We start from the raw sequence: 25462 nt of genomic DNA on the forward strand, positions 1-25462 counted from the left end.
GCTAGGCGATGCTCTCCCACCAGCCGTCCAGCTCCGGCGGGTTGTCGACGTCCACCCGCTCGCCGGGGCGCGGGACGGCCAGCCGCACGCCCTCCTGCTTCGCCGCCACCAGCAGCCGCTCGACCGGCTCGGACCACGGGTGCAGACCCAGGTTGAAGGTGCACCAGTGCACCGGCAGCAGCAGTTCGGCGTTCAGCTCCCGGTGCGCGAGGACGGCGTCCTCGGGCGTCATGTGGATGTCCGCCCAGGCCGGGTCGTAGGCGCCGACCTGGACCAGCGCGGCGTCGAACGGGCCGTGCTCGGCGCCGATCCGCGCGTAGCCCTCGAAGTAGCCGGAGTCGCCGGTGTAGTAGACCTTGCGGCTCGGCCCGGCGACCACCCAGGAGCCCCACAGGGTGGTGTTGCGGGTCAGGCCGCGGCCGGAGAAGTGGTGGGCGGCGGTCAGGGTGAGCGCCAGGTCGCCGAGCGTGCAGGTCTCGTCCCAGTCCAGCTCGATGATCCGGTGCTCGGGCACCCCCCAGCGGCGCAGATGGGCGCCGATGCCGAGCGGCACCGCGAACGGCGCGGACTGGCTGCGCACCAGCCGCCGGACCGTCGCCATGTCCAGGTGGTCGTAGTGGTCGTGCGAGATGAGCACCGCGTCCACCTGCGGCAGCTCCTCCAGCTCCACCGGCACCGGGTGCAGCCGGCGCGGGCCGACCTGCGCGGCGGGGGAGCAGCGCTCGCTCCAGATCGGGTCCAGCAGCACCCGCGAGCCCTCGATCTCGACCAGCGCCGAGGCGTGCCCGTACCAGGTGACCGCGACGCCCTCGGCGGCCGGACCCGGGCCGTCGGCCGGCCGGACGGTGGGCACCGCGCGGCTCGGCGTGCGGCCGTCGCGCTGGAACAGCACCCGGCGCACCGTCTCGGGGTCGATGCCGGACGGCGCGGACGCCCGGGCCAGCTCGGAGGGCGCGTTGTGGAAGACGCCGTCGCGGTACTGGGGGGAGTTGCGCAGTCGCTCCTCGCGCTCGCCGTCCGGCCGGCGTCCGAACGCCGCCGGGAGGTCGCGCAGCGCCCAGGCGACCGCTCCCGCACCGGCCGCCAGCGCGGCCAGGGCCGCCAGTCGTCCGCGCCGGTGGGTGGTCCCGGTCCGTGCCTCGCTCATTCCGCGTTCCGCCTCCGCTCGTCACCGGGGCCAGGTGTCCGGCTGCGGGCCGCCGTCGGCCCCGGTGCGGCGGCCCCGGCGTCGTGCCGCACCAGGGGGCACAACGGGCGTGCCCCGCCGCCGGGTTCCCGGGACGGGTCACTCAGTGGACACGACAATCCGGTGCGGGCCGGTGGGCGAATCGCGTGAAATCCGGCCCGACACGGATTGTCGGGTACTGACAGTTCGACGGGTGCGGCGCTGTGGGAGACCGATTCGCCGCCGCGCCGGAACGACCGATAGCGTCACACCGCGTACGTCGTTGCGGCGTGCGCGGACATCACGGAGTGGTACGCGGGCATCACGGCGTGCGCACACAACGGAGAGAGGTGGATCGTTGAGCCGCTCGGTTCTCGTCACCGGAGGCAACCGGGGCATCGGCCTCGCGATCGCCCAGGCCTTCGCCGAGGCGGGCGACAAGGTCGCCATCACCAGCAGGTCGGGTGAGGTGCCCGAGCAGCTGGCCAAGTACGACGTGCTCGCGGTGCGCTGCGACATCACCGACAGCGCCCAGGTGGACGCCGCGCTGACCGAGGTCGAGGCCGCGCACGGCGCGGTCGAGGTGCTGGTCGCCAACGCCGGCATCACCAACGACACCCTGCTGCTGCGGATGTCGGAGGAGGCCTTCACGTCCGTCCTGGACACCAACCTCACCGGCACCTTCCGCGTGGTCAAGCGCGCGTCCAAGCTGATGATGCGCGCCCGCAAGGGCCGGATCGTGCTGATCTCCTCGGTCGTCGGCCTCTCCGGCTCCCCGGGCCAGGCCAACTACGCCGCGTCCAAGGCGGGCCTGGTCGGCTTCGCCCGTTCGCTGGCCCGCGAGCTGGGCCCGCGCAACATCACCGTCAACGTGGTCGCCCCCGGCTTCGTGGACACCGACATGACCGCGGTGCTCACCGACGAGCGCCGCGCGGAGATCGTCTCGGGCGTGCCGCTGGGCCGCTACGCGGCGCCCGCCGAGGTCGCTTCCACCGTGCGGTTCCTCGGTTCGGACGAGGCCGCGTACATCACCGGAGCCGTCATTCCCGTCGACGGCGGATTGGGCATGGGTCACTGAGTCATGAGCGGAATCCTTGAGGGCAAGCGCATCCTGATCACCGGTGTGCTGATGGAGTCCTCCATCGCCTTCCACACCGCCAAGCTGGCCCAGGAGCAGGGCGCCGAGGTCATCCTGACCGCCTTCCCGCGCCCGAGCCTGACCGAGCGCATCGCCAAGAAGCTGCCGAACCCGGTCAAGGTCCTGGAGCTGGACGTCTCCAGCGAGGAGCAGCTGGCCGGCATCGCCGACCAGGTGCGCGAGCACCTGCCGAGCCTGGACGGTGTCGTCCACTCGATCGGCTTCGCCCCGCAGGACGCCCTGGGCGGCAACTTCCTGAACACGCCGTGGGAGTCCGTGGCCACCGCCATGCACGTCTCGGCGTACTCGCTGAAGTCGCTGACCATGGCGCTGCTGCCGCTGATGCAGGACGGCGGCGCGGTCGTCGGCCTCACCTTCGACGCGCAGTTCGCGTGGCCGCAGTACGACTGGATGGGCCCGGCGAAGGCCGCCCTGGAGTCCACCAACCGCTACCTGGCGCGCTACCTGGGCGAGCGGGACATCCGCTGCAACCTGGTCTCGGCCGGCCCGCTCGCCTCGATGGCCGCCAAGTCCATCCCGGGCTTCCCCGACCTGGCCGCCACCTGGGACACCCGCTCCCCGCTGAAGTGGGACCTGAGCGACCCGGAGCCGGCCGGCCGCGGCGTCGTCGCCCTGCTGTCGGACTGGTTCCCGAAGACCACCGGCGAGATCGTCCACGTCGACGGCGGCCTGCACGCCATCGGCGCCTGAGACACCAACGCCGCTGCCCGGCACCCCTCCCGAGGAGGAGGGATGCCGGGCAGCGGCGTTCCGTCCGAGGGCTACTTCGGGGCGACCGGCGCGCAGCCGCGCTGCGCGGCCACGGCGTTGGCCCAGGAGGTGAACAGCGGCGTGCCGTAGGCCGTGGGTTCGGTGGGGTCGACGAGGTCGGTCCGCCCGGACAGGTGGAGGAACAGCGTGTCCTTCCCGCACGGCGCCTGCACGGCGCTGTACGAGCCGGTGCCCCGCCAGCCGGCCGGCAGGGGGGCGGCCAGGTCCTTCCGTCCGGTCACGAAGGCCGGGTAGCGGGTGTCGGCGGTGGCGGTGAAGCGCAGCGCCGGCTCCGACAGGCTCTGGCTGTAGACCCAGCAGGACCGCAACGGCGCCGCCGGATCGCTGACCCGCTGGGCGAGGTCGGGCAGGTTCTGCCCCGTCCCGACGCCCGGCAGGCCGCAGAGCTGCCCGTCGGTCGCGGGTGCGGCGGAGGAGCCGGCGGCGGTGAGGTGCATGTCCGGGGCGTCGGCGGAGCCGCAGCCCGAGGACTTGGCGAGCGCGGCGCCGAAGTCGGCCGCGAGCCGGGCGAGGGCCTCCCGGGCCGGCTGGTCCGGGGTCTCCTTGGCCGGGTCGTCCTGCCACCGGGCCCCGCGCTCGCCCTGGTGCCGCACATCCGCGCTGAGCAGGTCGGCGTCCCGGTCCGGGAAGTCGTCCGACGCACCGCCGGGCATGCGGCAGCCCGCCGGCAGCACCAGCCAGCCGGTGTCGTTGGCGAACGCGCCGATCGGGCCCCGGTCCGGCTGCGACATCCCGGGATCGACCAGGCTGCGCTTGTCGGCGACCTTGACACCGTGGCTGCGCAGGGTGAGGTCGGCGCCGCCGCGGACCTCGATCACACAGCTGCCCTCCGGCGCGGCGCGGTCCTTCGGCAGCCGGCTCTGGACGACCTCCAGCCGGCCGTCGCCCAGGACCCGTCGGACGTCCTCGGTGGCGACGGCGCCGTCGCAGAGGCGGTCCGGGAGGAACAGGTCGGTGTACCGCCACGCGGCGAAGCCGCCCGCGCCGATGGCGAGGGCGAGCACGCCGGCGAGGATCGTCCAGGTACGGGGGGAGAGCTTCACTGCTGGCCGTTCCGTCCCAGGGCGCTCATGGCGTTCGCGTGGCCGCTGGTGTGGCCGGTCGCCATGTTGGAGTAGACGAGGTCGGCCCGGTCGTCCGTCGTGTAGCCGTTGGCGCGGCCCCAGCCGAGGGCCATCTCCTTGCTCTGGTTCAGGGCCGCGAAGTGGTGGTCGGAGGAGCCCTGGTTGCCGGCGTCCTGGGCGTCCTTCTTGACGTCGTCCGCCCACTTCTCGATGCCCATGTCGACGAGCGTGCCGGCGATGTCGCCGACCTCGGGGATGAACCCGGTCACGGTGCCGTTCATCGAGGAGGCGAACGAGCTGGTCTTGTCGGCCCACTCCATCCGGTCGTCCTTGTCGTCGAGGATGACGTCGGAGCGGATGGCGTCGTAGGCGCCGAGCGCCGTGCCGATGCGCTGGGCCGGGAGGTCGACGACGTCGCGGTCCGCCCGGGGGTCCGGCGGCAGGGCGGCGATGAGTTCGGCGGCCTTGGCCCGTTCGGCGCCGTAGAGCATGGCGTAGGCCTCGGGTTCCTCCGAGACGCCGCGCAGGACGCGGACGAGGCTGTCGGCTCCGCCGTCGAGGTGGCCCTCGCCGTTCTCCTCCCGTACGCCGCCGCTGCCGCTGCTGACGTGGTCGCTGAGGATCTTGTGGGTGTCGTCGACGTAGTCCGACAGGGCGTTCGCGAGCGGCATCTTCAGATCGTCGTGGATCTCGCTGCCCTTGCCGTCCCCGTCGAGCGCCGCGATCACGCCCTCCATCACCCTCGCCTGCGCCGGGGTGTGCGGACCGCCGTTGTGGGTGCCCTCGCCGGGGACGTCGCCGGTGGCGGCAGCCTCCAGGGCGGCGGCGAGGCCGTCCTGGTGGGTGGTCTTGTCGATCATCGGCGGCCCGTACAGGGTGTTGACGTACGAGGTGGGCCACTCGCGGTCGCGCAGCAGGTACTTGAGGCGGTCCTCGGCCCCCGGCCCCTTGGGGTCGAGGAACTGGGTGGCGGCCTCCGGGTTCTGGCCCATCAGCTTGAGCACGCCGTCCACCGGGTCGAAGACCAGGTCCGGGCGCGGGCCGTTGAACTGGTGCGAGGACCAGCGGTTCTTGTCGTCGCGCTCGGCCTTGAGGACGTCGGTGCCGAGGTCGTTCAGGAACTGCGAGCCGTACCCGGCGTTGCCGTGCTGGAGCAGGGTGGTGAGCGTCTGGTAGCCGTAGATCGGCTCGGACTTGCCGCCGAAGTGGCGCTCGTTGATGTTCTTGACGCCGGCTTCCTGCAGGCCCTTGCGGAAGTCCTGGTAGAACTTGCTGTTGGTGTCCCGGGTGGCGCCGCCGATGGTGTTGGCGAGGTTGGTCTGCAGCTCGCCGTACTCGCCCTTGTTCTTGCCGTCCCGGTCGTTGATCCGGACCTCCAGCTCATCGGCGAGCAGCAGGGTGCCCTCGGGGCCGAGCGCGTTGAGCAGGGTCTGGCCGTAGACCGGGCTGCCGGAGTTGGCCTTCATCAGGTTGTTGAGCTCGGCCAGCTCCTCGGCGCTGAGGTTCTTGCCGTCCTTGAGCCGGGAGGCGAGGTCGGCGGCCCGCTTGCCGTCCGCCTCGTCACCGCCGCCGACCGCCTGGCCGTTGAACTCGTTCACCAGGTCGCCGACCTTGGCGGCGCGGCGCAGCTGGAGGGCGGCCCGCTGGTCGGCCGCGGTCGCCTCCTCCACATAGATCTTGATCTTCTGCGCCCACTTGCCGGCGGCCTCGCTGCGCTCCTGCTGGTAGTCCCGGTCGTGCCGGTAGTCCTGCCTGGTGGCCGGGTCGAGCGCACCGACGTCGAACATCACGGCGCCGGTGCCGGTGACCTTCATGCCGTCGGCCTGGGCGTCGGCGACGGCCTGCTTCAGCTTCTTCTGCGCCTCCTCGAAGTCGTTCTTGGCGTCGGTGATGATCGACGCGACGGCCTTGGCCTCGGTCTGCGCGTCGATGCTCTGCTGGCGGGTCTGGTTGACGTGGGCGTTGGCGGCGAACGCCGTGGAGCCCATCCACAGGCCCTGGTTGCCGGTGACGGAGAGCACCTCGTTCTCCAGCCGGTGCTGGATCTGCTGGTACTTGCCGGCCATCGCGGTCCAGTCGGCGGCGGCCTTGGCCATCGCGGACGGGTCGGCCTTCATGACGTCCTCGAAACCGAGCAGGCTCATGCGATCACGCCTTCCCGGTGAACGACGTGGCGATGCCGTGCTCGACGTTCAGGTAGTTGCTGTGGGTCTGCCGCATCATCCCGGCCTCCTGGTTGAGCCGGCCGTTGAGCTGCGACACCTGCTCGTGCCACTCCTTGAGCGCCCCGCGCAGCGCCGACGCGGAGTCCCAGCCGCTCAGCTTCCCGGCCGCCGCCTCGGTCGACTCGTCGGCGACCTTCCCGGCCGCGGTGCTGTCGTTCGCGATGCCGTCCAGGGCGGTGGCCGCCTTGTCGAGGGCAGGCGTCGACACCTTGGTCGGCCCCCCGCCCGGCCCCTGTCCCAGCTTCAGGTCCGGATCCGCCATCAGTTCTCCCCGTTGTGTCCACACCCGGCCGGAGCCCGGCCGTCCGCGAATTTTCACGGGACGTTAGCACGTCAAAACCGGCCCCTCGCAAGGCTCAGGACCACCTCGGGCCACCACCGCCCCACCCGGCACACGGACCGGCCGGGAACGGCCGGCCGGGATCGGTGCGGGCCGGAAACGGGGCCGGCCGGGAACGGCCGGCCGGGATCGGTGCGGGCCGGGAACGGGGCCGGCCGGGAGCGGGCCGGCCAGGAGCGGGACGGCCGGCCGGTGCGGGTCAGGCCTCGGGGTCGCTGCAGGCGCCGATGGCGAGGCCGGCCTCGTGGGAGGCGCGCTGGGGGTCGCGGGCGCGGATGGCGTCGACGATCAGGTCGTGGCCGAGGTAGCGCTCGGCGATGAGCTCGGGGCCGACGTCGTGGCGCAGGTGGGCGCGGGTGACCTCGCCGAGGTCGGCGTAGAGGGCGGCGAGGACGTCGTTGTGGGCGGCGGCGACGACGGCCTGGTGGAAGGCGGCGTCGGCCTGGACGAAGTCCTCGGCGTCGCCGGAGCGCCAGGCGTCCTCGCGGCGGGCCAGCGCGGCGTCGATGAGGGCGAGGTCGCGGTCGGTGCGGCGGGTGGCGGCGAGACCGGCGGCGGAGGTCTCCAGGGTGGCCCGCAGTTCGGCGACCTGGGCGCGGTCGGCGTCGGCGAAGCGGCGGTGCATCACGCCGGCGAGCTCGCTGGTGGCCAGGACGTAGGTGCCGGAGCCCTGGCGGATGTCCAGCAGGCCGTTGTGGGCGAGCGCGCGGACGGCCTCGCGCACCGTGTTCCTGGCCACACCGAGCTGTTCGACGAGGGCGGCCTCGGTGGGGATGCGCGAGCCGACCGCCCACTCGCCGGAGGTGATCTGGGCGCGCAGCTGGGCGATCACCTGGTCGGACAGCGGGGTGCGCCTCGGCGAGGACAGCGCCACGGGGACTCCTTGGGGGTCGGACGGGTCGGGCCATCATGCCAATTCGCGGATGCGCTAATTCATCCCATCATTCTATGATGACCCGCATGTCGTCCGCCGCAGACACCGCAGATCCCGCCGCCGCGTCCTCCGCATCCCCCCGGGCCGGGGCCCGGCCGCTCGCCGAACGGTCCGCCCCGAGCGACCGCCGCTCCCTCGGCTGGCTGTTCGCCCTCGCGATCGCCGCCGCCGCGTTCAACCTCCGCCCCGTGGTCACCAGCCTCGGGCCGCTGCTCGACCAGGTCCGCGCCGACCTCGGGATGAGCCCCACGGTGGCCGGCCTGCTCACCGCCGTCCCCTCGCTCTGCTTCGCCCTGTTCGGCTTCGCCGCGCCGGGCCTCGCCCGCCGGCTCGGCCCGGTCGCGGTGGTCGCCGCCGGCATGGGGGCGATCACCGCGGGCGTGCTGGCCCGCTCCTTCGCCGGCAACACGGCGGTCTTCCTGCTGCTGACCTCGCTCGCGCTGGCCGGTGTCGCCGTCGCCAATGTGCTGATCCCGGTCGTGATCAAGCGGTACTTCCCGGAGAAGGTCGGGCCGATGATCGGCCTCTACTCGATGGCGCTGTCCGCCGGCACCGCGCTCGCCGCCGCCGTCACCGTCCCGCTGACCAGCGCGCTCGGCGGGGACTGGCGGTTCGGCCTCGGGGTGTGGGCCGCGCTCGGCGCCCTCGCCCTGCTGCTCTGGCTCCCGGCGCTGCTCACCCGGCGCCAGGAGGCCGGCGGGGCGGCGGGCGGCCGGGGCGCCGGGGTGAAGCTGCCGATCACCCGCAGCCGCACCGCCTGGGCGCTGGCCTGCTTCTTCGGCTGCCAGGCCACCGGCGCGTACGTGGTGATGGGCTGGATGCCGAAGATCTTCCAGGACGCCGGCGTCTCCGAGGGCGCCTCCGGCGTGCTGCTGGCGCTGACCATGGTGATCGGCGTGCCGGTCTCCTTCGTGCTGCCCAACCTGGCCGCCCGCCGCGGCGACCAGCGGCTGTTCGTGGTGGTGCTGGCGTCCTTCGGCATCGCCGGCTACCTCGGCCTGGCCTTCGCCCCGGCCGGCGCGCCGTGGCTGTGGGCGCTCCTGGTGGGCCTGTCGAACTGCGCCTTCCCGCTGGTGCTGACCCTGATCGGGCTGCGCGCCCGGACGGCCGGCGGGGTGGCCCAGCTGTCGGCCTTCGCCCAGGGCGTCGGCTACCTGATCTCGATCCCCGGCCCGATCCTGATCGGCCGGCTCTACCAGGCGACCGGCGAGTGGTACCTGCCGCTCGGCTTCCTGGCGCTGCTGCTGGTGCCGCAGATGCTGTTCGGCCTGCGGGCGGCCCGCGCCCGGCACATCGAGGACGAGGCCGTCCCCGCGCCGGCCGCGGCCTGACGGAGCGGTCCCACGGCGGGGCCGGTGGTGAACGGGCGTGTCCGGGATGGGAGAATCCGGGCATGCCCGTTCTCGAACCGAACCCCACCGACGGCCACAAGAAGCTCGGCCAGCTCGCCGCGATCATCGGCGGCATCGTCGTCCTGCTGATCATCGTCGCGACCGTCGCCCAGAACCTGGGCTGACGGCGGGACGGCCTCGCCGTGAACCGCGGATGACGGCACCGTCCGCCCCGCCGGGTGGCGGCATCGGGCAGCACCGCGCTCCCGGCCGGCTTTTCTGCCAAGCTTGCTGGGTATGAGCGCCGACACGCCCCGCAGGATCATCGTTCTCCGCCATGCCAAGGCCGACTGGCCGGACGGCGTCGACGACCACGAGCGGCCGCTGGCCGACCGGGGCCGCCACCAGGCCCCGGAGGCCGGACGCTGGCTCGCCGACTCCGGCATCAACCCCGACTACGTGCTCTGCTCCGACGCCCTGCGCACCCGGGAGACGTGGAAGCTCGCCGCGCACGAGCTGCCGAAGCGCTCGCGCAGGACCGTCTACGAGGGGCGGGTCTACGAGGCCACCCCCGGGGCGATCATCGCCGTCCTCCAGGAGACCCCGGAGGAGTACGCCGACCTGGTCGTGGTCGGCCACAACCCCGGGGTGCTCGGCCTGACCCAGGTGCTGGCCGGCGACGAGGGCGACCGGGACGCGCTGGAGCGGCTGCGGCTCGGCGGCTTCCCGACCGCCGCCATCGCGGTGCTCAGCTTCTCCGGCTCCTGGAAGGGCGTCGAGCCGGGCGTGGCCGAGCTGGTCTCGTACTTCACGCCGCAGGACTGAGACACCGCAGGACAGAGTCACCGCGGCTCTGAGACGCCGCAGGACCGAGCGGACAACAGAGGCGGACAACAGAGCGAGGGGCGTGCGGAACAGGTCCGCACGCCCCTCGGCGTCGTCGCGCAGGGGTGCGTCAGCCCGCCGCCGGAGCGTCCTCGGCCGGCCCGTCCTGGACGTCGGCCGCCTCGACCTCCTCGCGGGTGATCCCGAGCAGGTACAGCACGGTGTCCAGGAACGGCACGTTCACCGCGGTGTCCGCCGCCTCCCGCACCACCGGCTTCGCGTTGAACGCCACGCCCAGCCCGGCCGCGTTCAGCATGTCCAGGTCGTTGGCGCCGTCGCCGATCGCCACCGTCTGCTCCAGCGGCACCCTGGCCTGCTCGGCGAACCGGGTCAGCCAGCGCGCCTTGCCCGCCCGGTCGACGATCTCGCCGACCACCCGGCCGGTGAACTTCCCGTCCACCACCTCCAGGGTGTTCGCCGCCGCGAAGTCCAGGCCCAGCTGCTCCACCAAGTGGTCGGTGACCTGGGTGAACCCGCCGGACACCACCGCCACCTGGAAGCCCAGCCGCTGCAGGGTGCGGATCAGGGTGCGCGCGCCCGGGGTGAAGCGGACCTCGGCGCGCACCTTCTCGGTCACCGCCGCGTCCAGCCCGGCCAGCAGCGCCACCCGGGCGTGCAGCGACTCGGCGAAGTCCAGCTCGCCGCGCATCGCCGCCGCCGTCACCTCGGCGACCTCCGCCTCGCAGCCCGCGTGGGCGGCGAACAGCTCGATCACCTCGTCCTGGATCAGGGTCGAGTCGACGTCCATGACCACCAGCCGCTTGGCCCGCCGCTCCAGCCCGGCCGCCACCACCGCGACGTCCACCCGCTGGGTGGCCGCCTCCTGCGCCAGCTCGGCGCGCAGCCGGTCGGTGGCCACGCCCGAGACGGCCAGCTCGACGGCGGTCACCGGGTACTTGGCGAGCCGGAAGACGCGGTCGATGTTGCCGCCGGACTCGGTGATCCGGGAGGTCAGCGCGGCGACGGCGGAGGCGGTCAGCGGGTGGCCGAGGACGGTGACGTGCGAGCGGCCCTCGCGGCGCGGCCGGTTGTCGCCGATGCCGGAGATGATCTCGGCCTGGAGCTTCTGGTCCTCGGCCCAGCGGTGCACCAGCGACCGCAGACCGCCCTCGGCGCCGGGCGCGGGGGGAGCCGTGACCAGCACACAGAGCGTTATCCGGCCGCGGGTCACCACCTGCTCGATGTCGACGACCTCGACGCCGTACCCGGCCAGGGTGGCGAAGAGCCCGGTGGTGATACCGGGGCGGTCCTTGCCGAACACCTTGACGAGCAGGGTGCGCCCGTCCTCGGTCCGGGGCTGCGGGGCGGGGAGCGGCTCGGCGGCCAAGGGCGATGCGTTCATGGTGCCTCCCACGCTACCCGCAGCCGGTCGCGTCGACGGCACCCGTCCGGGTCGTGGACGGACGGCCCGACCGGTCCGCGGACCGGCTCGCGCAGGGGTCCGGGGACCTGCTCGGGGACCTGCTCGGGGACGTGCTCGCGGAGGTGCGGCGGAGCCGGCCGTGCACGGCCGGTCCGTGATTCGTTGCCGCCCGGTCACAGTCCGCGGGGGCGGCTTTCACCGGCGCCCGGCGGGCTGGAATGATTCCCCCGTCAGATTCACGATCATTTCGCCCCGACTGGCCGGGGCGCACCATCGGGGGAACCGAGAGAGCGGGGCAGACGAGCAGTGCCGCAACTCGTCATCGAGATCAACGGACAGCAGCGGGTCCTGGAACCCGGGCGGTCCTACACCATCGGTCGCAATCCGCAGTCGGACTTCCAGTTCGACGACGCGCGGGTCTCCTGGCAGCACGCCACCATCTCGTTCAACGGGGCGGGTTGGCAGCTGGACGACCACGGGAGCACCAACGGCACCTACACCGGCGGCGCCCGCACCCTGCAGGCGCAGCTGTTCCCGGGCGCCGTGGTCAACCTCGGCAACGCCGAGAACGGCCCCCGGCTCGCCTTCTCCGCGCCGGCCGCCCAGCCCGCCGCCCAGGCCCAGGCCTGGCACGAGGCGACCACCAGCCGCAGCCCCGCCCCGCAGCCGCACGCCGCCGCGCCGCAGCAGCAGTGGCAGGCCCCGCCGGCGCAGCAGCCCTACCCGCCGCAGGCGCAGGCCCAACCGCCGCACCAGCAGCAGTGGCCGCAGCAGCAGGCCCAGCCTCAGCACGCGCAGCCGCCGCACGCCCAGCCGCAGCCCTTTCCGCAGCAGCAGGGCTTCCCGCAGCCGTCGCCCGCCGAGCACGACGGCGGCCCGCAGCCGACGATCATCCGCAACCTGACCGCCGGTATGAAGACCATCCGGATCGGCCGCGCGCTCGACAACGACATCGTGGTCTCCGACCTCCAGGTCTCCCGCCACCACGCCGAGCTGCGCCAGCTGCCGGACGGCCGCTACGAGATCGTCGACCTCGGCAGCCACAACGGCATCTTCCTCAACGGCCAGCGTGTCGAGCGTCAGCTGATCGGGGCCCAGGACCGGCTGACCGTCGGTCACTCCAGCTTCGTGCTGGTCGGCGACCAGCTGCAGGAGTTCGTCGACACCGGCGCGGTCTCCTTCTCCGCCCGCCACCTGACCGTCGAGGTCGAGCACAAGGGCGGCAAGAAGATCCTGCTCAACGACGTCAGCTTCGGCGTCCCGGAGAAGTCCTTGGTCGCGGTCATCGGCCCGTCCGGCTCCGGCAAGTCGACCCTGCTGCGCGCCCTCACCGGCTACCGCCCGGCCGACCGCGGCGACGTCCTCTACGACGGCCGCAACCTCTACAAGCAGTTCGCCGAGCTGCGCTCGCGGATCGGCCTGGTGCCGCAGTCGGAGATCCTGCACAAGGAACTGACCGTCCGCACCGGCCTCAAGTACGCGGCCCGGCTGCGCTTCCCCGGCGACACCGAGGCCCGCGAGCGCGAGGCGCGGATCGACGAGGTGCTCTACGAGCTGCGCCTGGACAAGCGCGCCGACAACCGGATCACCGCGCTCTCCGGCGGCCAGCAGAAGCGCGTCTCGGTCGCACTGGAACTGCTCACCAAGCCCTCGCTGATCTTCCTGGACGAGCCCACCTCGGGCCTCGACCCGGGCATGGACCGCGAGGTCATGCAGATGCTGCGCGGCCTCGCCGACGACGGCCGCACCATCCTGGTCGTCACCCACTCGGTGGCCGAGCTCGCGCTCTGCGACCGGCTGCTGGTGATGGCGCCGGGCGGCGCGGTGGCGTACTTCGGCCCGCCGGACGAGGCCCTGCACTTCTTCGGGTACGAGACCTGGGCGGACGTCTTCCAGGCCTTCGAGAACTACCCGGACCACGACTGGGCCGGCCGCTACCGGGGCTCGGTGCACCACCAGCAGTACTCGGCCGACATCGACGCGGGCGCCGTGCAGCCGGTGCAGTCCGCGCAGATCGGGCAGGAGGCCGTCCGCCCGCCGAAGCCGCAGAGCTGGGGCTCGCAGCTGTGGACGCTGATCCGCCGCTACGTCTCGGTGCTCGCCTCCGACCGGGGCTTCCTGGCGCTGTCGATCCTGCTGCCGGCGGTGCTCGGCGCGGTCAGCGTGCTGATCCCGAACGAGGCCGGCCTGGCCCGCAACCCCAAGTCGCAGCTGGGCCTGAACAGCGGCGCGGCGACGATCATGCTGATCCTGGCGATCGGCGCCTGCTTCTCCGGGGCGGCCAACTCGGTCCGCGAGCTGATCAAGGAACGGGCGATCTACGAACGGGAACGGGCCACCGGGCTCTCCCGCTCGGCGTACATGATGTCCAAGATCATCGTGCTGGGCTTCTTCAGCGTGATCCAGGGCGCGATCATCTCCGCGGTCGGCTTCCTGCCGCGCAAGCTGCCCTCCGACGGCCTGGTGATCAAGAACCTGCCGATCCTGGAGATGAGCCTGGGCCTGATCCTGCTCAGCTTCGCCTCGATGATGTTCGGCCTGGCGATCTCCGCGCTGGTCAAGACCGCCGAGAAGACCATGCCGCTGCTGGTCATGTTCGCGATCATCCAGGTCGTCTTCACCGGCTGCCTCTTCCAGGTCTTCTCCAAGCCCGGCCTGGAGCAGTTCGCCTGGCTGATGCCGGCCCGCTGGGGCACCGGCATGGTCGCCACCACGCTGGACCTCTCGCACCTGCTCGGCCCCTGGAACAAGGACTTCCAGAACCCCGAGTACGACGCGATCTGGGGCCACAACGCCGGCCAGTTCTGGTTCGACGCCGGGATCCTGATCCTGATGTCGATCATCATCGGCGTCGTCGTGACCCGCCTCCAGCGCCGTCACGAGCCCGAGGTCATGCAGAAGGGCTGACCGCCCGCCGTCCGCCCGCGGGGGCGGCCCGCCCCACCCGGGGAGGGCCGCCCCCGCGGCGCGTTCCGGGACCCGCCGAGGGCCCGCCGAGGGGCCGGCGAGGGGCCGGCGAGGGGCCGTGCCAGGGCCGCCGAGGGCCGTGCGGCCTAGGTCCGCGGACCCGGGTCCCGCCCGGCCCCGGGACGGACGCGCGGGCCCGGCGCACAGCGGTAGGTTGGCGTCATGCCCACCGTGCCAAGCGAGCACCGGCACGCCGGATCGCTGCCCATCGACCGGATCCCGGTCGGCCCGCCGTCCGACGGCACCCTGCCCGCCTGCGAACCCTGCCTCACCGGCATCGAGGCCGTCAGCCAGGCCCTGCTCGCGATGAGCCGCCACCTGGAGGTCCGCGAGGTCCTGCGCCGGATCACCGCCTCCGCCCGCCGCCTGCTCGGCGGCGAGTACGCCGCCCTCGGCGTCCCCGACGACCACGGCGGCTTCGCCCAGTTCGTCGTCGACGGCGTCACCGACGAGCAGTGGAAGGCCATCGGCCCGCTGCCCCGCCAGCACGGCGTGCTCGCCGCGATGCTCCACGAGAGCGGCCCGGTCCGGCTGGACGACGTCCGCGGCGCCCCCGCCTTCGGCGGCTGGCCCGACGCCCACCCCGAACTCGGCGCCTTCCTCGGCATGCCGATCGTCGACCCCGACCACGCCGAGGACGAGCCCGCCGTGCTCGGCGTCATCTACCTCGCCAACAAACAGGGCGGCGGCGGCTTCACCGACCACGACGAGGAACTCCTGCGGATACTCGCCGCCCACGCGGCGCTCGCCCTGTCCAACGCCCGCCTCTACGAGCGCGGCCGCGAACTCACCCTGGCCGGCGAACGCGCCCGGATCGCCCACGACCTGCACGACGCCGTCTCCCAGAAGCTCTTCTCGCTGCGCCTCACCGCCAAGGCCGCCGCCAAGCTCGTCGACCGCGACCCGGCCCGCGCCCGCGAGGAACTCGCCGAGGTCGCCCGGCTCGCCGCCGAGGCCGCCGACGAACTGCGCGCCGTCGTCGTCGAACTGCGCCCCGCCGCCCTGGAGGAGGACGGCCTGAGCGCCACCCTCGCCTCCCAGGTGCAGGTCCTCGACCGCGCCCACACCGCCGACATCGCCTTCGCCGCCGACCGGGTCCGCGCCCTGCCGCAGACCCAGGAGGCCGCCCTGCTGCGGGTCGCCCAGGAAGCCCTGCACAACGCGCTGCGCCACTCCGGCGCCCGCCGGGTCACCGTCACCCTGGCCGGCACGCCCACCCGCGGCGCCGTGCTGAGGATCAGCGACAACGGCCGGGGCTTCGACCCCGAATCGGTCCGCCGGGCCGGCCGCCACCTCGGGCTGGCCTCGATGCGCGACCGCGCCGCCGCCGTCGGCGGCCGGCTCACCCTGGACTCCGCCCCCGGACAGGGCACGGTCGTCGAGATGGAGGTCCCCGGTGCCTGACACCGCGCCCGCGATCCGCGTCCTGCTGGTCGACGACCACCAGGTGGTCCGCCGCGGCCTGCGCACCTTCCTGGAAGTGCAGGACGACATCGAGGTGGTCGGCGAGGCCGCCGACGGCGCCGAGGGCGTCGACCGGGCCCGCGCCCTCGACCCCGACGTGGTGCTGATGGACCTCAAGATGCCCGGCGTCGACGGCATCGAGGCGCTGCGCACGCTCAAGGACGAGGGCAGCCGGGCCCGGATCCTGATCGTGACCAGCTTCACCGAGCACCGCACCATGGTCCCCGCCCTGCGGGCCGGCGCCGCCGGGTACGTCTACAAGGACGTCGACCCAGAGGCGCTGGCCGGCGCGATCCGCTCGGTCCACGCCGGCCATGTGCTGCTCCAACCCGAACTCGCCGAGGCGCTGCTCGCCGACGACGGCCCGCGACCCCCGCAGGGCCGCGGCGGCACCCTCACCGAGCGCGAGCGCGAGGTGCTCGGCCACATCTCCGACGGCCGCTCCAACCGGGAGATCGCCCGCAGCCTCCACCTGTCCGAGAAGACGGTGAAGACGCACGTCTCCAACATCCTGATGAAGCTGGACCTCGCCGACCGCACCCAGGCCGCGCTCTGGGCCGTCCGGCACGGCGAGACCCGCTAGCGCTGCTCGTTCTCGTCCACCAGCGCGTTGTACGCCGCCACCTGGGCCCGGCGGGCCGTGCGCCACAGCGGCGCCAGCACCGCCTGCCGGGCCGCGATCTCCGAGGCGCTCACCGCCGCGCCGTGGCTGCCCGAGGCGATCGACAGCAGCGCCGCCACCTGCCGCGCCGACTCCAGCACCCGCACCGCGCGCGGCGGGTAGCCCGGCGCGAGCAGCTCGTCGTGCCCGCGCCGCCGGAACGCCTCCAGCGCCCGCAGCGCCTCCGGCCCGGCGCCGGCCACGTCCAGCTGGGTCAGCAGCACGGTCGCCCGGCGCAGCCCGTCCGCGAGCTCGAACTCGGCCTCGTGCAGTGACGGCACATCGGCCGGCGGCCCGTCGTTCACCGCGGAGCAGCGCCACAGCACGATCGCCGACCGGTCCCCGGCCGGGCCGAACACCTCCACCTCGGGCACCAGCCCCAGCGGCACCCCGACCGCCAGCACCGCCTCGCCGGCCGCCATCGCCCGCTCGTTGAACGGCGCCGGCCCGGTCAGGCCCAGCGGGTGCCCGGCCGACGGCAGCGCCAGCCGCAGGCCCTGCACCCCCAGCACCCGCAGCCGGCCCAGCGCCCAGGTGAGCCCGTGCCGCTCGTCCGGACCGTCCCCGGGAAGCCCGGTCACCCGGTGGCTCTCGTCGGCCCCCAACACCGCCGCGGCGGCGTTGTCGGGCGGCACCATACCGGCCAGCAGGGCGTTGCCCCAGGCGGCCAGGCGCCCCGAACGGGGCTCTTCGTACGGATTGTCGGCAGGAGTGGCGAGCATCCGGCCAGCCTACGGAATCGGCGGCCATCCGCGTGGCGTAGGTTTGCCCATGCGTGTGCGGCGCACCCACTCCGTGCCCACCGGCCGCCGGAGTAGGCTGCCCGCCCGCACCGACGGCCGAGATATCTGTTTTTGGGGAAGGCGTAGGCATGAGCGACGTGCTGGAGCTGGTGGACGTTTCCGTGGTCCGGGAGGGGCGCGCGCTGGTCGACCAGGTCTCGTGGTCCATCTCCGAGGGAGAGCGCTGGGTCATCCTCGGCCCGAACGGCGCCGGCAAGACCACCCTGCTGCAGATCGCCTCCTCGTACCTCTTCCCGACCGCCGGCAAGGTCACCGTCCTCGGCGAGAAGCTCGGCGAGGTCGACGTCTTCGAGCTGCGCTCGCGGATCGGCCTGGCCGGCGCCGCGATGTTCGACAAGCTGCCCGCCGAGCAGACCGTGCTCCAGACGGTCCTCACCGCCGCGTACGGCATGACCGTCACCTGGCAGGAGACCTACGAGCAGTCCGACGAGTCCCGCGCGCTCGCCCTGCTCGACCGCCTCGGCATGGCCGGCCTGACCGACCGCCGCTTCGGCACCCTCTCCGAGGGCGAGCGCAAGCGCACCCTGATCGCCCGCGCGCTGATGACCGACCCCGAGCTGCTGCTGCTCGACGAGCCCGCCGCCGGCCTCGACCTCGGCGGCCGCGAGGACCTCGTCCGCCGCCTCGGCGCGCTGGCCCAGGACGAGTTCGCGCCGGCCATGGCGATGGTCACCCACCACGTCGAGGAGATCGCCCCCGGCTTCACCCACGTCCTGATGATCCGCCAGGGCAAGGTGCTCGCCGCCGGCCCGATCGACACCGAGCTGACGGCCCGCAACCTCTCCAAGTGCTTCGGCCTGCCGCTGACCCTGGAGCGCCACGGCGACCGCTGGTCCGCCCAGGGCCTGCCGCTGGGCTGACCCCGCGTGGGCTCCGCGGGCCCGCGCGGGATTCCGAGGGATTCCGCGCGGCCCCGCGGGGCTCCACCGGGTCCGCTGAACGTCCGCTGGACCCGGTCGAACCGGAACCGGTCGCACGTGCGACCGGTTTCCGCCCCTCCACCTGCGGGAACTGACCCTCGAAGGCCCTTCCCTCCCTAGGATGGTCACGTGGACAGCTGGATCTGGTGGCTCCTGGTCGCCGTCGGCCTCGGCATACCGTTGGTGATCACGGCGATGCCGGAACTCGCCATGTTCGCGATCGGCGCGCTCGCCGCGGCCGGCGTCGCGGGCCTGGGCGCCGATCCGGTCTGGCAGGTCCTGACCTTCGTCGCGGCCTCGGTCGCGCAACTGGTCGTCGTCCGCCCCATCGCGTACCGGGCACTGCGGAAGGGCCCGCAGATCAAGATGGGCATCGAGGCGCTCAAGGGCGCCACCGCGGTCGTCGCGGAAAGGGTCGACGGGGAGGGCGGCCGGATCAAGCTCAACGGCGAGATCTGGTCGGCCCGCGCGCTCCACCCCGAGCAGGTGTACCAGCCGGGGGAGCAGGTCGACGTCGTCGAAATCCAGGGCGCGACCGCCCTGGTCGTCTAGGGGAGAGTCCGTGGAACCCGTCCTTATCGTCCTGGTCGTCCTGGTCGTGGTGGCCTTCATCGCGCTGATCAAGACGATTCAGGTCATCCCGCAGGCCAGCGCCGCGATCGTGGAGCGCTTCGGCCGCTACACCCGGACGCTCAACGCCGGCCTGAACATCGTCGTGCCGTTCATCGACCGCGTCCGCAACCGGATCGACCTGCGCGAGCAGGTCGTGCCGTTCCCGCCGCAGCCGGTGATCACCCAGGACAACCTGGTCGTCAACATCGACACGGTGATCTACTACCAGGTCACCGACCCCCGGGCGGCCACCTACGAGGTCGCCAGCTACATCCAGGCGATCGAGCAGCTCACCGTCACCACGCTGCGCAACATCATCGGCTCGATGGACCTCGAATCCACCCTCACCTCCCGCGAGGTCATCAACGCGGGCCTGCGCGGGGTGCTCGACGAGGCCACCGGCAAGTGGGGCATCCGGGTCAACCGCGTCGAGCTGAAGGCCATCGAGCCGCCGACCTCCATCCAGGACTCGATGGAGAAGCAGATGCGCGCCGAGCGGGACAAGCGCGCCGCGATCCTCACCGCCGAGGGCAACCGGCAGTCGCAGATCCTGCGCGCCGAGGGCGAGAAGCAGGCCGAGGTCCTCAAGGCCGAGGGTGAGGCCCAGGCCGCGGTGCTGCGCGCCGACGGTGAGGCCGCCGCGATCCGGACCGTCTTCGAGGCGATCCACCAGGGCGACGCCGACCAGAAGCTGCTCGCCTACCAGTACCTGCAGACCCTGCCCGAGCTGGCCAAGGGCGACGCCAACAAGCTCTGGATCATCCCCAGCGAGGTCGGCGACGCGCTCAAGGGCCTCGGCGGCGCCTTCACCGGCCTGACCGGCAACGGCGGCGGTGCCAACGGCGGCGCGATGGCCGCCCCCAGCGCCGCCCCGGCCGCCCCGCCGGCCGCCACCCAGGTCCCGATCGACCCGGCCGCCGGCCCGCGCCCGCTGGACACCGACACCAAGGGGTCCGCGCGGCCCCGGATCGACCCGCTGCGCGAGTACCGCAAGACCGACCCGGAGTGACCCGACCGTCGTCCCACCGAGGGCCCGCCCCCGTACCGCACGGGGCCGGGCCCTCGGGCGTCGTACCCCCGACTGTGTCGTACGTCCCGAATTCCGGGCACCGCTGGAACCCCCGGCGCTCCGTCCGGCATGATCACCGCGACAGGACCCCCACGGGAGGTGGCTCATGACGGTCTGGGAGGCGGTCGCCGTCCTGGCGGCAGGCGTCGGCGCCGGAATGATCAATGTGATCGTCGGCTCCGGCACCCTCATCACCTTCCCGGTGCTGCTCGCCGTCGGCCTCCCACCGGTCACCGCCAACGTCTCCAACTCCTTCGGCCTGGTGCCCGGCTCGCTCAGCGGCGTGATCGGCTACCGCCGCGAGCTGGCCGGCCAGGGCGCCCGGCTCGCCCGGTTCGGCACCGCCTCGCTGCTAGGCGGCGTGCTCGGCGCCTACCTGCTGATCGAACTGCCGAGCGCCGCCTTCGACGCCGTCGTCCCGGTGCTGATCCTGCTCGCCCTCGTCCTGGTGGTGCTGCAGCCCCGGGTCGCCCGGGCCGTCGCCGCCCGCCGCCGCCCCGACGGCGACCCGCACGGCGGGGTGCTCCTGCTCGTCGGCATCTTCCTCACCGGCGTCTACGGCGGCTACTTCGGCGCCGCCCAGGGCGTGCTGCTGCTGGCCCTGATGGGCATGCTGCTCCAGGAGGACCTGCAGCGGATCAACGGGGTGAAGAACGCCCTCGCGATGATCGTCAACAGCGTCGCCGCCCTGTTCTTCCTCTTCACCTCGACGGTGAACTGGGCCGCCGCCGGTCTGATCGCGGCCGGCTCGCTGGTCGGCGGGGTGATCGGCGCCAGGGTCGGCCGCCGGCTGCCGCCGCAGGCGCTGCGCGCGGTCATCGTCGTCGTCGGCCTGGCCGCCGTCATCAAGCTGCTCACCGACTGAGCACCCGCTCCGAGGTGTCGCCGACACCCGGCGGCCACACCTCTATATCGTCCTACGCGTGCGCCTTCGGCGCGCACGGTCCGCGCGGACCGACAGCGACCGGCGACAGGAGTGGGCCGATGAGCCGCGAACGGCTGACCGAGGACGAGATCAACGCCGGGCTGGCCGGCCTCCCGCACTGGAGGCGCGAGGGCGACACCATCGTCCGCACCGCCGACGCCCCGGACTTCCCGGCCGGGATCCGGGTGGTCGACGCCGTCGCCGCGGCCGCCGAGGCGATGGACCACCACCCCGACATCGACATCCGCTGGCGCACCCTGCGCTTCGCCCTCTCCACCCACAGCGCCGGCGGCCTCACCACCCTCGACCTCGACCTCGCCGCCCGGATCGACCAGGCCCTCGCCGCCGAGTCCGCCGGTCCCTCCGCCCGCTGAAGGGACCGCGGCGGAACGAGCCGCGGAACCGTCCCCTCCGGGCCGCCCCGGTGCCGTGAGATGCTGGCTGCCGCAGTGCAGGCGGCCGGGAGGGACGGAACGGATGGCGCAGGACCCCCTCGGCGACGGCCACGCGCAGCCCTGGTACCCGCAGCAGACCGCCTGGCCGGCCGAGCACGGACCGGACGTCCGGTACCTCCCGTACGACCCGTACGACCCCTACGGCCAGGTGCCGCAGCAGCCCGACGCCTACGTGCCGGACGCCTACGTGCCGGACGCCTACGTGCCGGACGCGTACGGCCACGGCGGGCCGCACCAGGACCAGTACCACGACCAGCAGCAGTACGCGCCGTACGTCGTCGTTCCTCAGCAGCCGGCGGGGGAGGAGCTGTACGTGCCCGCCGGCGCCGAGTACACCGACGACGGCTATGTGCACCTGGAGCCCGAGCCCGAGCCCGCACCGGAGCCCGAACCCGCGCCCGCCGCCGCTCCGGCCCGCTCCCGCCGGGCCGGCCGCGCCGGACGCCCCGGCCTCGCCGCGAAGGCCCGCGCCGCCGCGGACGCGGTCGTCGCCGCCGAGCACACCCCCGACCGGCGCGCCCTGCTGATCCGCACCGGCGCCGGCGTCGCCGCGCTCGGCGTCCTGGTCGCGGCCGGCGTGATGGTGAGCGCCCAGGGCGGCGGCAGCGCCTCCGCCGCCGACGCCACCGGCGGCGATCCCGGCTTCAGCGCCGCCCACACCCGGATCTGGGCCGCCCAGGCCGAGGCCGGCGGGCCCGGCGGCGACGACACCCTGGTCGGCAGCTGGCTGCTCGACGGCACGGTGGTGCGCGCCGACGCCACCGGCGTGCGCGCGTACGGCCTGACCGACGGCAAGCCCGTCTGGGCGGTGCAGCCGCCCGCCCCCGGCGCGGTCCCGTGCGGCCTCTCGCCGACCGTCAACCCGGCCGGCCTCGGCGCCGCGCTGTTCCGGCCGCAGGCCGACCCGAAGAGCCCCTGCTCGCTGGTCGCCGCCGTCGACACCAAGGACGGCCGGACGGCGTGGACCAAGCCGCTCACCGACACCAAGGGCGCCTACGGCGCCCGCGTCGGCGTCACCGAGGACAAGGTGATCGCGGTCGGCGACAGCCACGTCGTCGCCTGGCAGGCCGCCGACGGCGCGGACCTCTGGCAGTACACCGGGCAGGGGAAGTTCTGCACCCTCTCCGGCGGCGTCTCCGGCACGACCGTCCTGGTCGCCAGCACCTGCGCCGACTCCACCCCCGTCGACCAGGCCGTCGCGCTGAACACCGCCGACGGCAAGGTCGCCTGGTGGCGCGGGCTGGACAACCGCCCGAAGACCGCCACCGTGCTCTCCGCCGAGCCGCCCGTCGTCCTCACCACCGGCGAGAAGCCCGAGGACGACCGGGTGTTCGCCTGGGGCCCGGCCGGCGACCCCGCCGCCGAGATCCCGGTCACCGACGCCGATGGCCGGCTGGACGTCGCCCACGGATCGTTCTCGGCCACCCCCGGCGTCTTCTTCCACGACCGCACGATGGTCACCACGGTCACCACCGCCGCCTCGGCGAACGGCACCGGCGGGCCGGTCGCGGTGGCCGGCTACGACCTGGACACCGGAAAGCAGCGCTGGCGCACCGCCGCCCGGGAGAAGGGCGCCGCCCGGGCCGTCGGCGTGGACGGCGGCGCACTGGTGCTGGCCGTCGACGAGCGCGTCGACCAACCGGCGCACCTCAGCCGCTTCACCCTGGACGGCGGGCGGGAGACGGTCGGCGGCGGTTTCCCGGCCGGCACCGGCTCACTGCTGGTCTCCGGGCGCGTCCTGATCGGCGGCGGCCGGGTCGTCGCCGTCCCCGAACACTCGACCAACTTCGGCACCGCGACGGGCTTCCGGGCGAAGGAATGAGCCACGCGCCGGACCGGGAACCGACCTCCCCCGTCGATCCCCGGCCCGCCCCCGCGACACCCCCCGGTCCGTGGCCGGCTCAGGCGGCGGACGGCGCGGGAGCACCGACGGCCTGGGCCGGCAGCCAGTCGGCCAGCTCCCGCACGTCCGAGCCGCGCAGGCCCAGCGCCATCATCAGCGTCGCCTGCGGCGTCGGGACGAACGGCTTGCGGAGCAGCTTCATCCCCGCCTGCTCCGGCGTCCGGTCGGCCTTGCGCTGGTTGTCCTCCGCGCAGGCGGCCACCGTGTTCAGCCAGCTGTCCGCGCCCCCGCGCGACCTGGGCTGGAGGTGGTCCACCGTGGTGGCCCGCCGCCCGCAGTAGGCGCACAGGTGCTGGTCCCGGACGAGCACCCCGCGGCGCGACCACGGAGCCTGTTGTCGGAACGGCACCCGTACGTACCGCTGGAGTCTGATCACCCGCGGCACCGGTACGGTCACCCCCGTCCCGCGCATGGTGCGCAGGGGGTGCGCCTGCTCGACCACGGCCTTGTCCTGGAGCACCAGGACCACGGCACGCTGGAGCGACACCGTCGTCAGCGGCTCGTAGCTTGCGTTCAGAACCAGCGTGCTGCGCACCTCGGCCACCCTTCCGCGGGCGTGCCACGGCGGCACGACCGTCCTCACACACGTCACTGCCGCCGCGCGGCGGTGGGACCACTGTGAAGGGGCTCCCGGCCGTCGAACAACGGAATTTCCGGTGTCACGGAGGGGCATGGCCACGTCGGGACCGAGACCGCGGCGGCGCGTCCGCGCAGATGCGGCGAAAACTCGCTGGCCGGGACCGCGTAGGCTCTACAACGCTGGAGTCGTCCCGCACCGGGGCCCGACCGGACCGGGCCCGCACCGGGTGGGGACGCCCGACCGAAGGAGAAGCGTGACCGTGACGGACATCGTCGACGAGCTGCGGTGGCGTGGGCTGATCGCCCTGTCCACCGACGAGGACGCACTGCGCAAGGCGTTCGCGGACGGCCCGGTCACGTTCTATTGCGGCTTCGACCCGACGGCCCCCAGCCTGCACCTGGGCAACCTGGTCCAGATCCTCACCATGCGCCGCATCCAGCAGGCGGGGAACCTCCCGCTCGGCCTGGTCGGCGGTGCCACCGGTCTGATCGGCGACCCGAAGCCCACCGCCGAGCGCGTGCTCAACGACCCCGAGACGGTGGCCGGCTGGGTGGAGCGCCTGCGCGGGCAGATCTCGCGGTTCCTGGACTTCGAGGGCCCGTACGCGGCGCGCATGGTCAACAACCTGGACTGGACCTCCGGGATGTCCGCGATCAGCCTGCTGCGCGACGTGGGCAAGTACTTCCGGGTCAACAACATGATCGCCAAGGAGGCCGTCGCCCGACGGCTCAACTCCGACGCGGGCATCAGCTACACCGAGTTCAGCTACCAGATCCTCCAGGGCATGGACTACCTGGAGCTGAACCGCCGCTACGGCTGCACCCTGCAGACCGGCGGCAGCGACCAGTGGGGCAACCTCACCGCCGGTACGGACCTCATCCGCAAGGCCGACGGCACGTCGGTGCACGCGCTGGCCACGCCGCTGATCGTCAAGGCCGACGGCACCAAGTTCGGCAAGACGGAGTCCGGCACGGTCTGGCTCGACCCCGAGCTGACCACCCCGTACGCCTTCTACCAGTTCTGGCTGAACGCGGACGACCGGGACGTCCCCAACTTCCTGCGGATCTTCAGCTTCCGCTCGAAGGAGGAGATCGAGGAGCTGGAGCGCGAGACCACCGAGCGCCCCGCCGCCCGCCTCGCCCAGCGCGCCCTCGCCGAGGAGCTGACCACCCTGGTGCACGGTGCCGACCAGTACGAGCGCGCGGTCGCCGCCTCCAAGGCGCTGTTCGGCCAGGGCGACCTCGCCGACCTGGAGGCCCCCACCCTGGCCGCCGCGCTCGCCGAGGTCCCGAAGGCCGCGGTCACGGAACTCCAGTCGATCGTCGACCTGCTGGTCGCGGTCGGCCTCTCCCCGAGCCGTTCGGCCGCCCGCCGGACGATCAAGGAGGGCGGTGCCTACCTCAACAACGTCAAGGTGACGGACGAGGAAGCGGTGCCGGCCGAAGCGGACCTGCTGCACGGCCGCTGGCTGGTCCTGCGCCGTGGCAAGCGCAACCTGGCCGCGGCAGAGCTGAGCAAGTGATCGAACTGGCCGTGATGGCCCAAAAGCGAGGCCACTGACCTGCGGCTTTGCCCATCAGGGGCGGGATCCAGCCGGATCCCGCCCCTGATGTTTGACGATGTCCTCCAGGTGGCCTAGTGTTGAACGAGTCGCTGAAGCGGCCACCCACTCAGCGCGTCACGCTCAGAGCATGAATTTCGAGTGACACTCGGAATGCGCTAATGTGGAGGGCGTCGCGGAAAGTGACCCCGGCCAGTTCGGGAAATCGGATGAATGAAACTCCGGAAAACGGAGCGGAAAACATCTGATAAGCTGGAAACACGAAAGAACGAAGCGCCCGGAGGGCCGGTGTGAAAGCCGCCTGA

General features: G+C 73.1%; 24 protein-coding genes. 15 read left to right on the plus strand and 9 right to left on the minus strand.

All coding sequences use genetic code 11. The features are described 5' to 3' along the window. Position 1 precedes the first annotated feature (1 nt). The gene (locus tag ABTX81_RS22510) at positions 2 to 1147 is read right to left on the minus strand and encodes an MBL fold metallo-hydrolase (RefSeq protein WP_350548429.1); all 1146 of its coding nucleotides are present in this window, start codon (positions 1145 to 1147) and stop codon (positions 2 to 4) included. Between the two features lie 376 nt (positions 1148 to 1523). On the opposite strand from ABTX81_RS22510, the gene fabG reads away from it, so the two are divergent. Together fabG and fabI are read left to right on the plus strand one after the other, a co-directional pair. Next, on the plus strand, positions 1524 to 2243 hold the full coding sequence (gene fabG, locus ABTX81_RS22515) for a 3-oxoacyl-[acyl-carrier-protein] reductase (RefSeq protein WP_350548431.1): 720 nt from the start codon (positions 1524 to 1526) through the stop codon (positions 2241 to 2243). A 3-nt stretch (positions 2244 to 2246) separates the two neighbouring features. Beyond that, a complete protein-coding gene (gene fabI / locus ABTX81_RS22520; protein WP_350548433.1) occupies positions 2247 to 3014 on the plus strand; it encodes an enoyl-ACP reductase FabI in 768 nt (255 codons plus the stop codon). 71 nt (positions 3015 to 3085) lie between these two features. Here fabI and ABTX81_RS22525 read toward each other — a convergent pair whose 3' ends face one another. From ABTX81_RS22525 to ABTX81_RS22540, 4 genes are all read right to left on the minus strand, one after another. After that, positions 3086 to 4138, minus strand: a complete 1053-nt coding sequence (locus ABTX81_RS22525; protein WP_350548435.1) for a hypothetical protein — start codon at positions 4136 to 4138, stop codon at positions 3086 to 3088. Continuing rightward, a complete protein-coding gene (locus tag ABTX81_RS22530) occupies positions 4135 to 6303 on the minus strand; it encodes a DUF6571 family protein (RefSeq protein ID WP_350548437.1) in 2169 nt (722 codons plus the stop codon). The genes ABTX81_RS22525 and ABTX81_RS22530 overlap by 4 nt, the downstream gene beginning before the upstream one ends. A 4-nt stretch (positions 6304 to 6307) precedes the next feature. After that, a complete protein-coding gene (locus tag ABTX81_RS22535; RefSeq protein ID WP_350548439.1) occupies positions 6308 to 6646 on the minus strand; it encodes a WXG100 family type VII secretion target in 339 nt (112 codons plus the stop codon). Between the two features lie 277 nt (positions 6647 to 6923). Continuing rightward, complete coding sequence (locus ABTX81_RS22540) at positions 6924 to 7598, minus strand: FadR/GntR family transcriptional regulator (RefSeq protein WP_350548441.1); 675 nt, start codon at positions 7596 to 7598, stop codon at positions 6924 to 6926. A gap of 86 nt (positions 7599 to 7684) precedes the next feature. Here ABTX81_RS22540 and ABTX81_RS22545 point away from each other — a divergent pair, with 86 nt between their 5' ends. The 3 genes from ABTX81_RS22545 (at position 7685) to ABTX81_RS22555 (ending at position 9814) form a co-directional block, all read left to right on the plus strand. Further along, complete coding sequence (locus ABTX81_RS22545; protein ID WP_350548443.1) at positions 7685 to 8989, plus strand: CynX/NimT family MFS transporter; 1305 nt, start codon at positions 7685 to 7687, stop codon at positions 8987 to 8989. A gap of 62 nt (positions 8990 to 9051) precedes the next feature. Next, complete coding sequence (locus tag ABTX81_RS22550; RefSeq protein WP_344333909.1) at positions 9052 to 9174, plus strand: SGM_5486 family transporter-associated protein; 123 nt, start codon at positions 9052 to 9054, stop codon at positions 9172 to 9174. A gap of 112 nt (positions 9175 to 9286) precedes the next feature. Next, complete coding sequence (locus ABTX81_RS22555; protein ID WP_350548445.1) at positions 9287 to 9814, plus strand: SixA phosphatase family protein; 528 nt, start codon at positions 9287 to 9289, stop codon at positions 9812 to 9814. Between the two features lie 130 nt (positions 9815 to 9944). Here ABTX81_RS22555 and serB read toward each other — a convergent pair whose 3' ends face one another. Beyond that, positions 9945 to 11216, minus strand: a complete 1272-nt coding sequence (gene serB, locus ABTX81_RS22560; RefSeq protein ID WP_350548447.1) for a phosphoserine phosphatase SerB — start codon at positions 11214 to 11216, stop codon at positions 9945 to 9947. Positions 11217 to 11543: 327 nt separating this feature from the next. Between serB and ABTX81_RS22565 the strand changes: the two genes are divergently transcribed. The 3 genes from ABTX81_RS22565 to ABTX81_RS22575 all read left to right on the plus strand — a co-directional run bounded on the left by ABTX81_RS22565 (position 11544) and on the right by ABTX81_RS22575 (position 16251). Continuing rightward, positions 11544 to 14144 carry an FHA domain-containing protein gene (locus tag ABTX81_RS22565; RefSeq protein ID WP_350548449.1) on the plus strand — a complete coding sequence of 867 codons (2601 nt, stop codon included), beginning with the start codon at positions 11544 to 11546 and terminating at the stop codon, positions 14142 to 14144. Between the two features lie 366 nt (positions 14145 to 14510). Continuing rightward, positions 14511 to 15608 (plus strand): GAF domain-containing sensor histidine kinase, encoded by a 1098-nt coding sequence (locus ABTX81_RS22570; RefSeq protein WP_350548489.1) that lies wholly within the window; start codon positions 14511 to 14513, stop codon positions 15606 to 15608. Then, positions 15601 to 16251 carry a response regulator gene (locus tag ABTX81_RS22575; RefSeq protein WP_350548451.1) on the plus strand — a complete coding sequence of 217 codons (651 nt, stop codon included), beginning with the start codon at positions 15601 to 15603 and terminating at the stop codon, positions 16249 to 16251. Before ABTX81_RS22570 ends, ABTX81_RS22575 begins: the two co-directional genes overlap by 8 nt. Here the strand turns inward: ABTX81_RS22575 and ABTX81_RS22580 are convergent. Then, positions 16248 to 17051, minus strand: a complete 804-nt coding sequence (locus ABTX81_RS22580) for an Rv1486c family protein (protein WP_350548453.1) — start codon at positions 17049 to 17051, stop codon at positions 16248 to 16250. The genes ABTX81_RS22575 and ABTX81_RS22580 overlap by 4 nt on opposite strands. A gap of 149 nt (positions 17052 to 17200) precedes the next feature. Between ABTX81_RS22580 and ABTX81_RS22585 the strand changes: the two genes are divergently transcribed. From ABTX81_RS22585 to ABTX81_RS22610, 6 genes are all read left to right on the plus strand, one after another. After that, a complete protein-coding gene (locus ABTX81_RS22585; protein WP_344333919.1) occupies positions 17201 to 17992 on the plus strand; it encodes an ABC transporter ATP-binding protein in 792 nt (263 codons plus the stop codon). 189 nt (positions 17993 to 18181) lie between these two features. After that, complete coding sequence (locus tag ABTX81_RS22590; protein ID WP_350548455.1) at positions 18182 to 18604, plus strand: NfeD family protein; 423 nt, start codon at positions 18182 to 18184, stop codon at positions 18602 to 18604. Positions 18605 to 18614: 10 nt separating this feature from the next. Beyond that, positions 18615 to 19673: an SPFH domain-containing protein gene (locus tag ABTX81_RS22595; RefSeq protein WP_350548457.1), complete on the plus strand. Its 1059-nt coding sequence runs from the start codon at positions 18615 to 18617 to the stop codon at positions 19671 to 19673. 166 nt (positions 19674 to 19839) lie between these two features. Then, positions 19840 to 20598, plus strand: a complete 759-nt coding sequence (locus ABTX81_RS22600) for a sulfite exporter TauE/SafE family protein (RefSeq protein WP_350548459.1) — start codon at positions 19840 to 19842, stop codon at positions 20596 to 20598. Between the two features lie 119 nt (positions 20599 to 20717). Further along, positions 20718 to 21032 (plus strand): 4a-hydroxytetrahydrobiopterin dehydratase, encoded by a 315-nt coding sequence (locus ABTX81_RS22605; protein WP_350548461.1) that lies wholly within the window; start codon positions 20718 to 20720, stop codon positions 21030 to 21032. A 103-nt stretch (positions 21033 to 21135) separates the two neighbouring features. Further along, entirely contained in the window at positions 21136 to 22935 is a 1800-nt protein-coding gene (locus ABTX81_RS22610; RefSeq protein ID WP_350548463.1) for an outer membrane protein assembly factor BamB family protein, read from the plus strand. Between the two features lie 79 nt (positions 22936 to 23014). On the opposite strand, the gene ABTX81_RS22615 is transcribed toward ABTX81_RS22610, so the two are convergent. Continuing rightward, positions 23015 to 23551: an HNH endonuclease gene (locus ABTX81_RS22615; protein ID WP_350548465.1), complete on the minus strand. Its 537-nt coding sequence runs from the start codon at positions 23549 to 23551 to the stop codon at positions 23015 to 23017. A 304-nt stretch (positions 23552 to 23855) separates the two neighbouring features. Here ABTX81_RS22615 and tyrS point away from each other — a divergent pair, with 304 nt between their 5' ends. Beyond that, positions 23856 to 25118: a tyrosine--tRNA ligase gene (gene tyrS, locus ABTX81_RS22620; RefSeq protein WP_350548491.1), complete on the plus strand. Its 1263-nt coding sequence runs from the start codon at positions 23856 to 23858 to the stop codon at positions 25116 to 25118. A gap of 148 nt (positions 25119 to 25266) precedes the next feature. Here tyrS and ABTX81_RS22625 read toward each other — a convergent pair. Continuing rightward, positions 25267 to 25462, minus strand: a 196-nt coding sequence (locus tag ABTX81_RS22625) for a hypothetical protein (protein ID WP_350548467.1), incomplete at its 5' end; no start/stop codon positions are given.

It is taken from the genome of Kitasatospora sp. NPDC097605, from assembly GCF_040302725.1.
Classification (GTDB): Bacteria; Actinomycetota; Actinomycetes; order Streptomycetales; family Streptomycetaceae; genus Kitasatospora.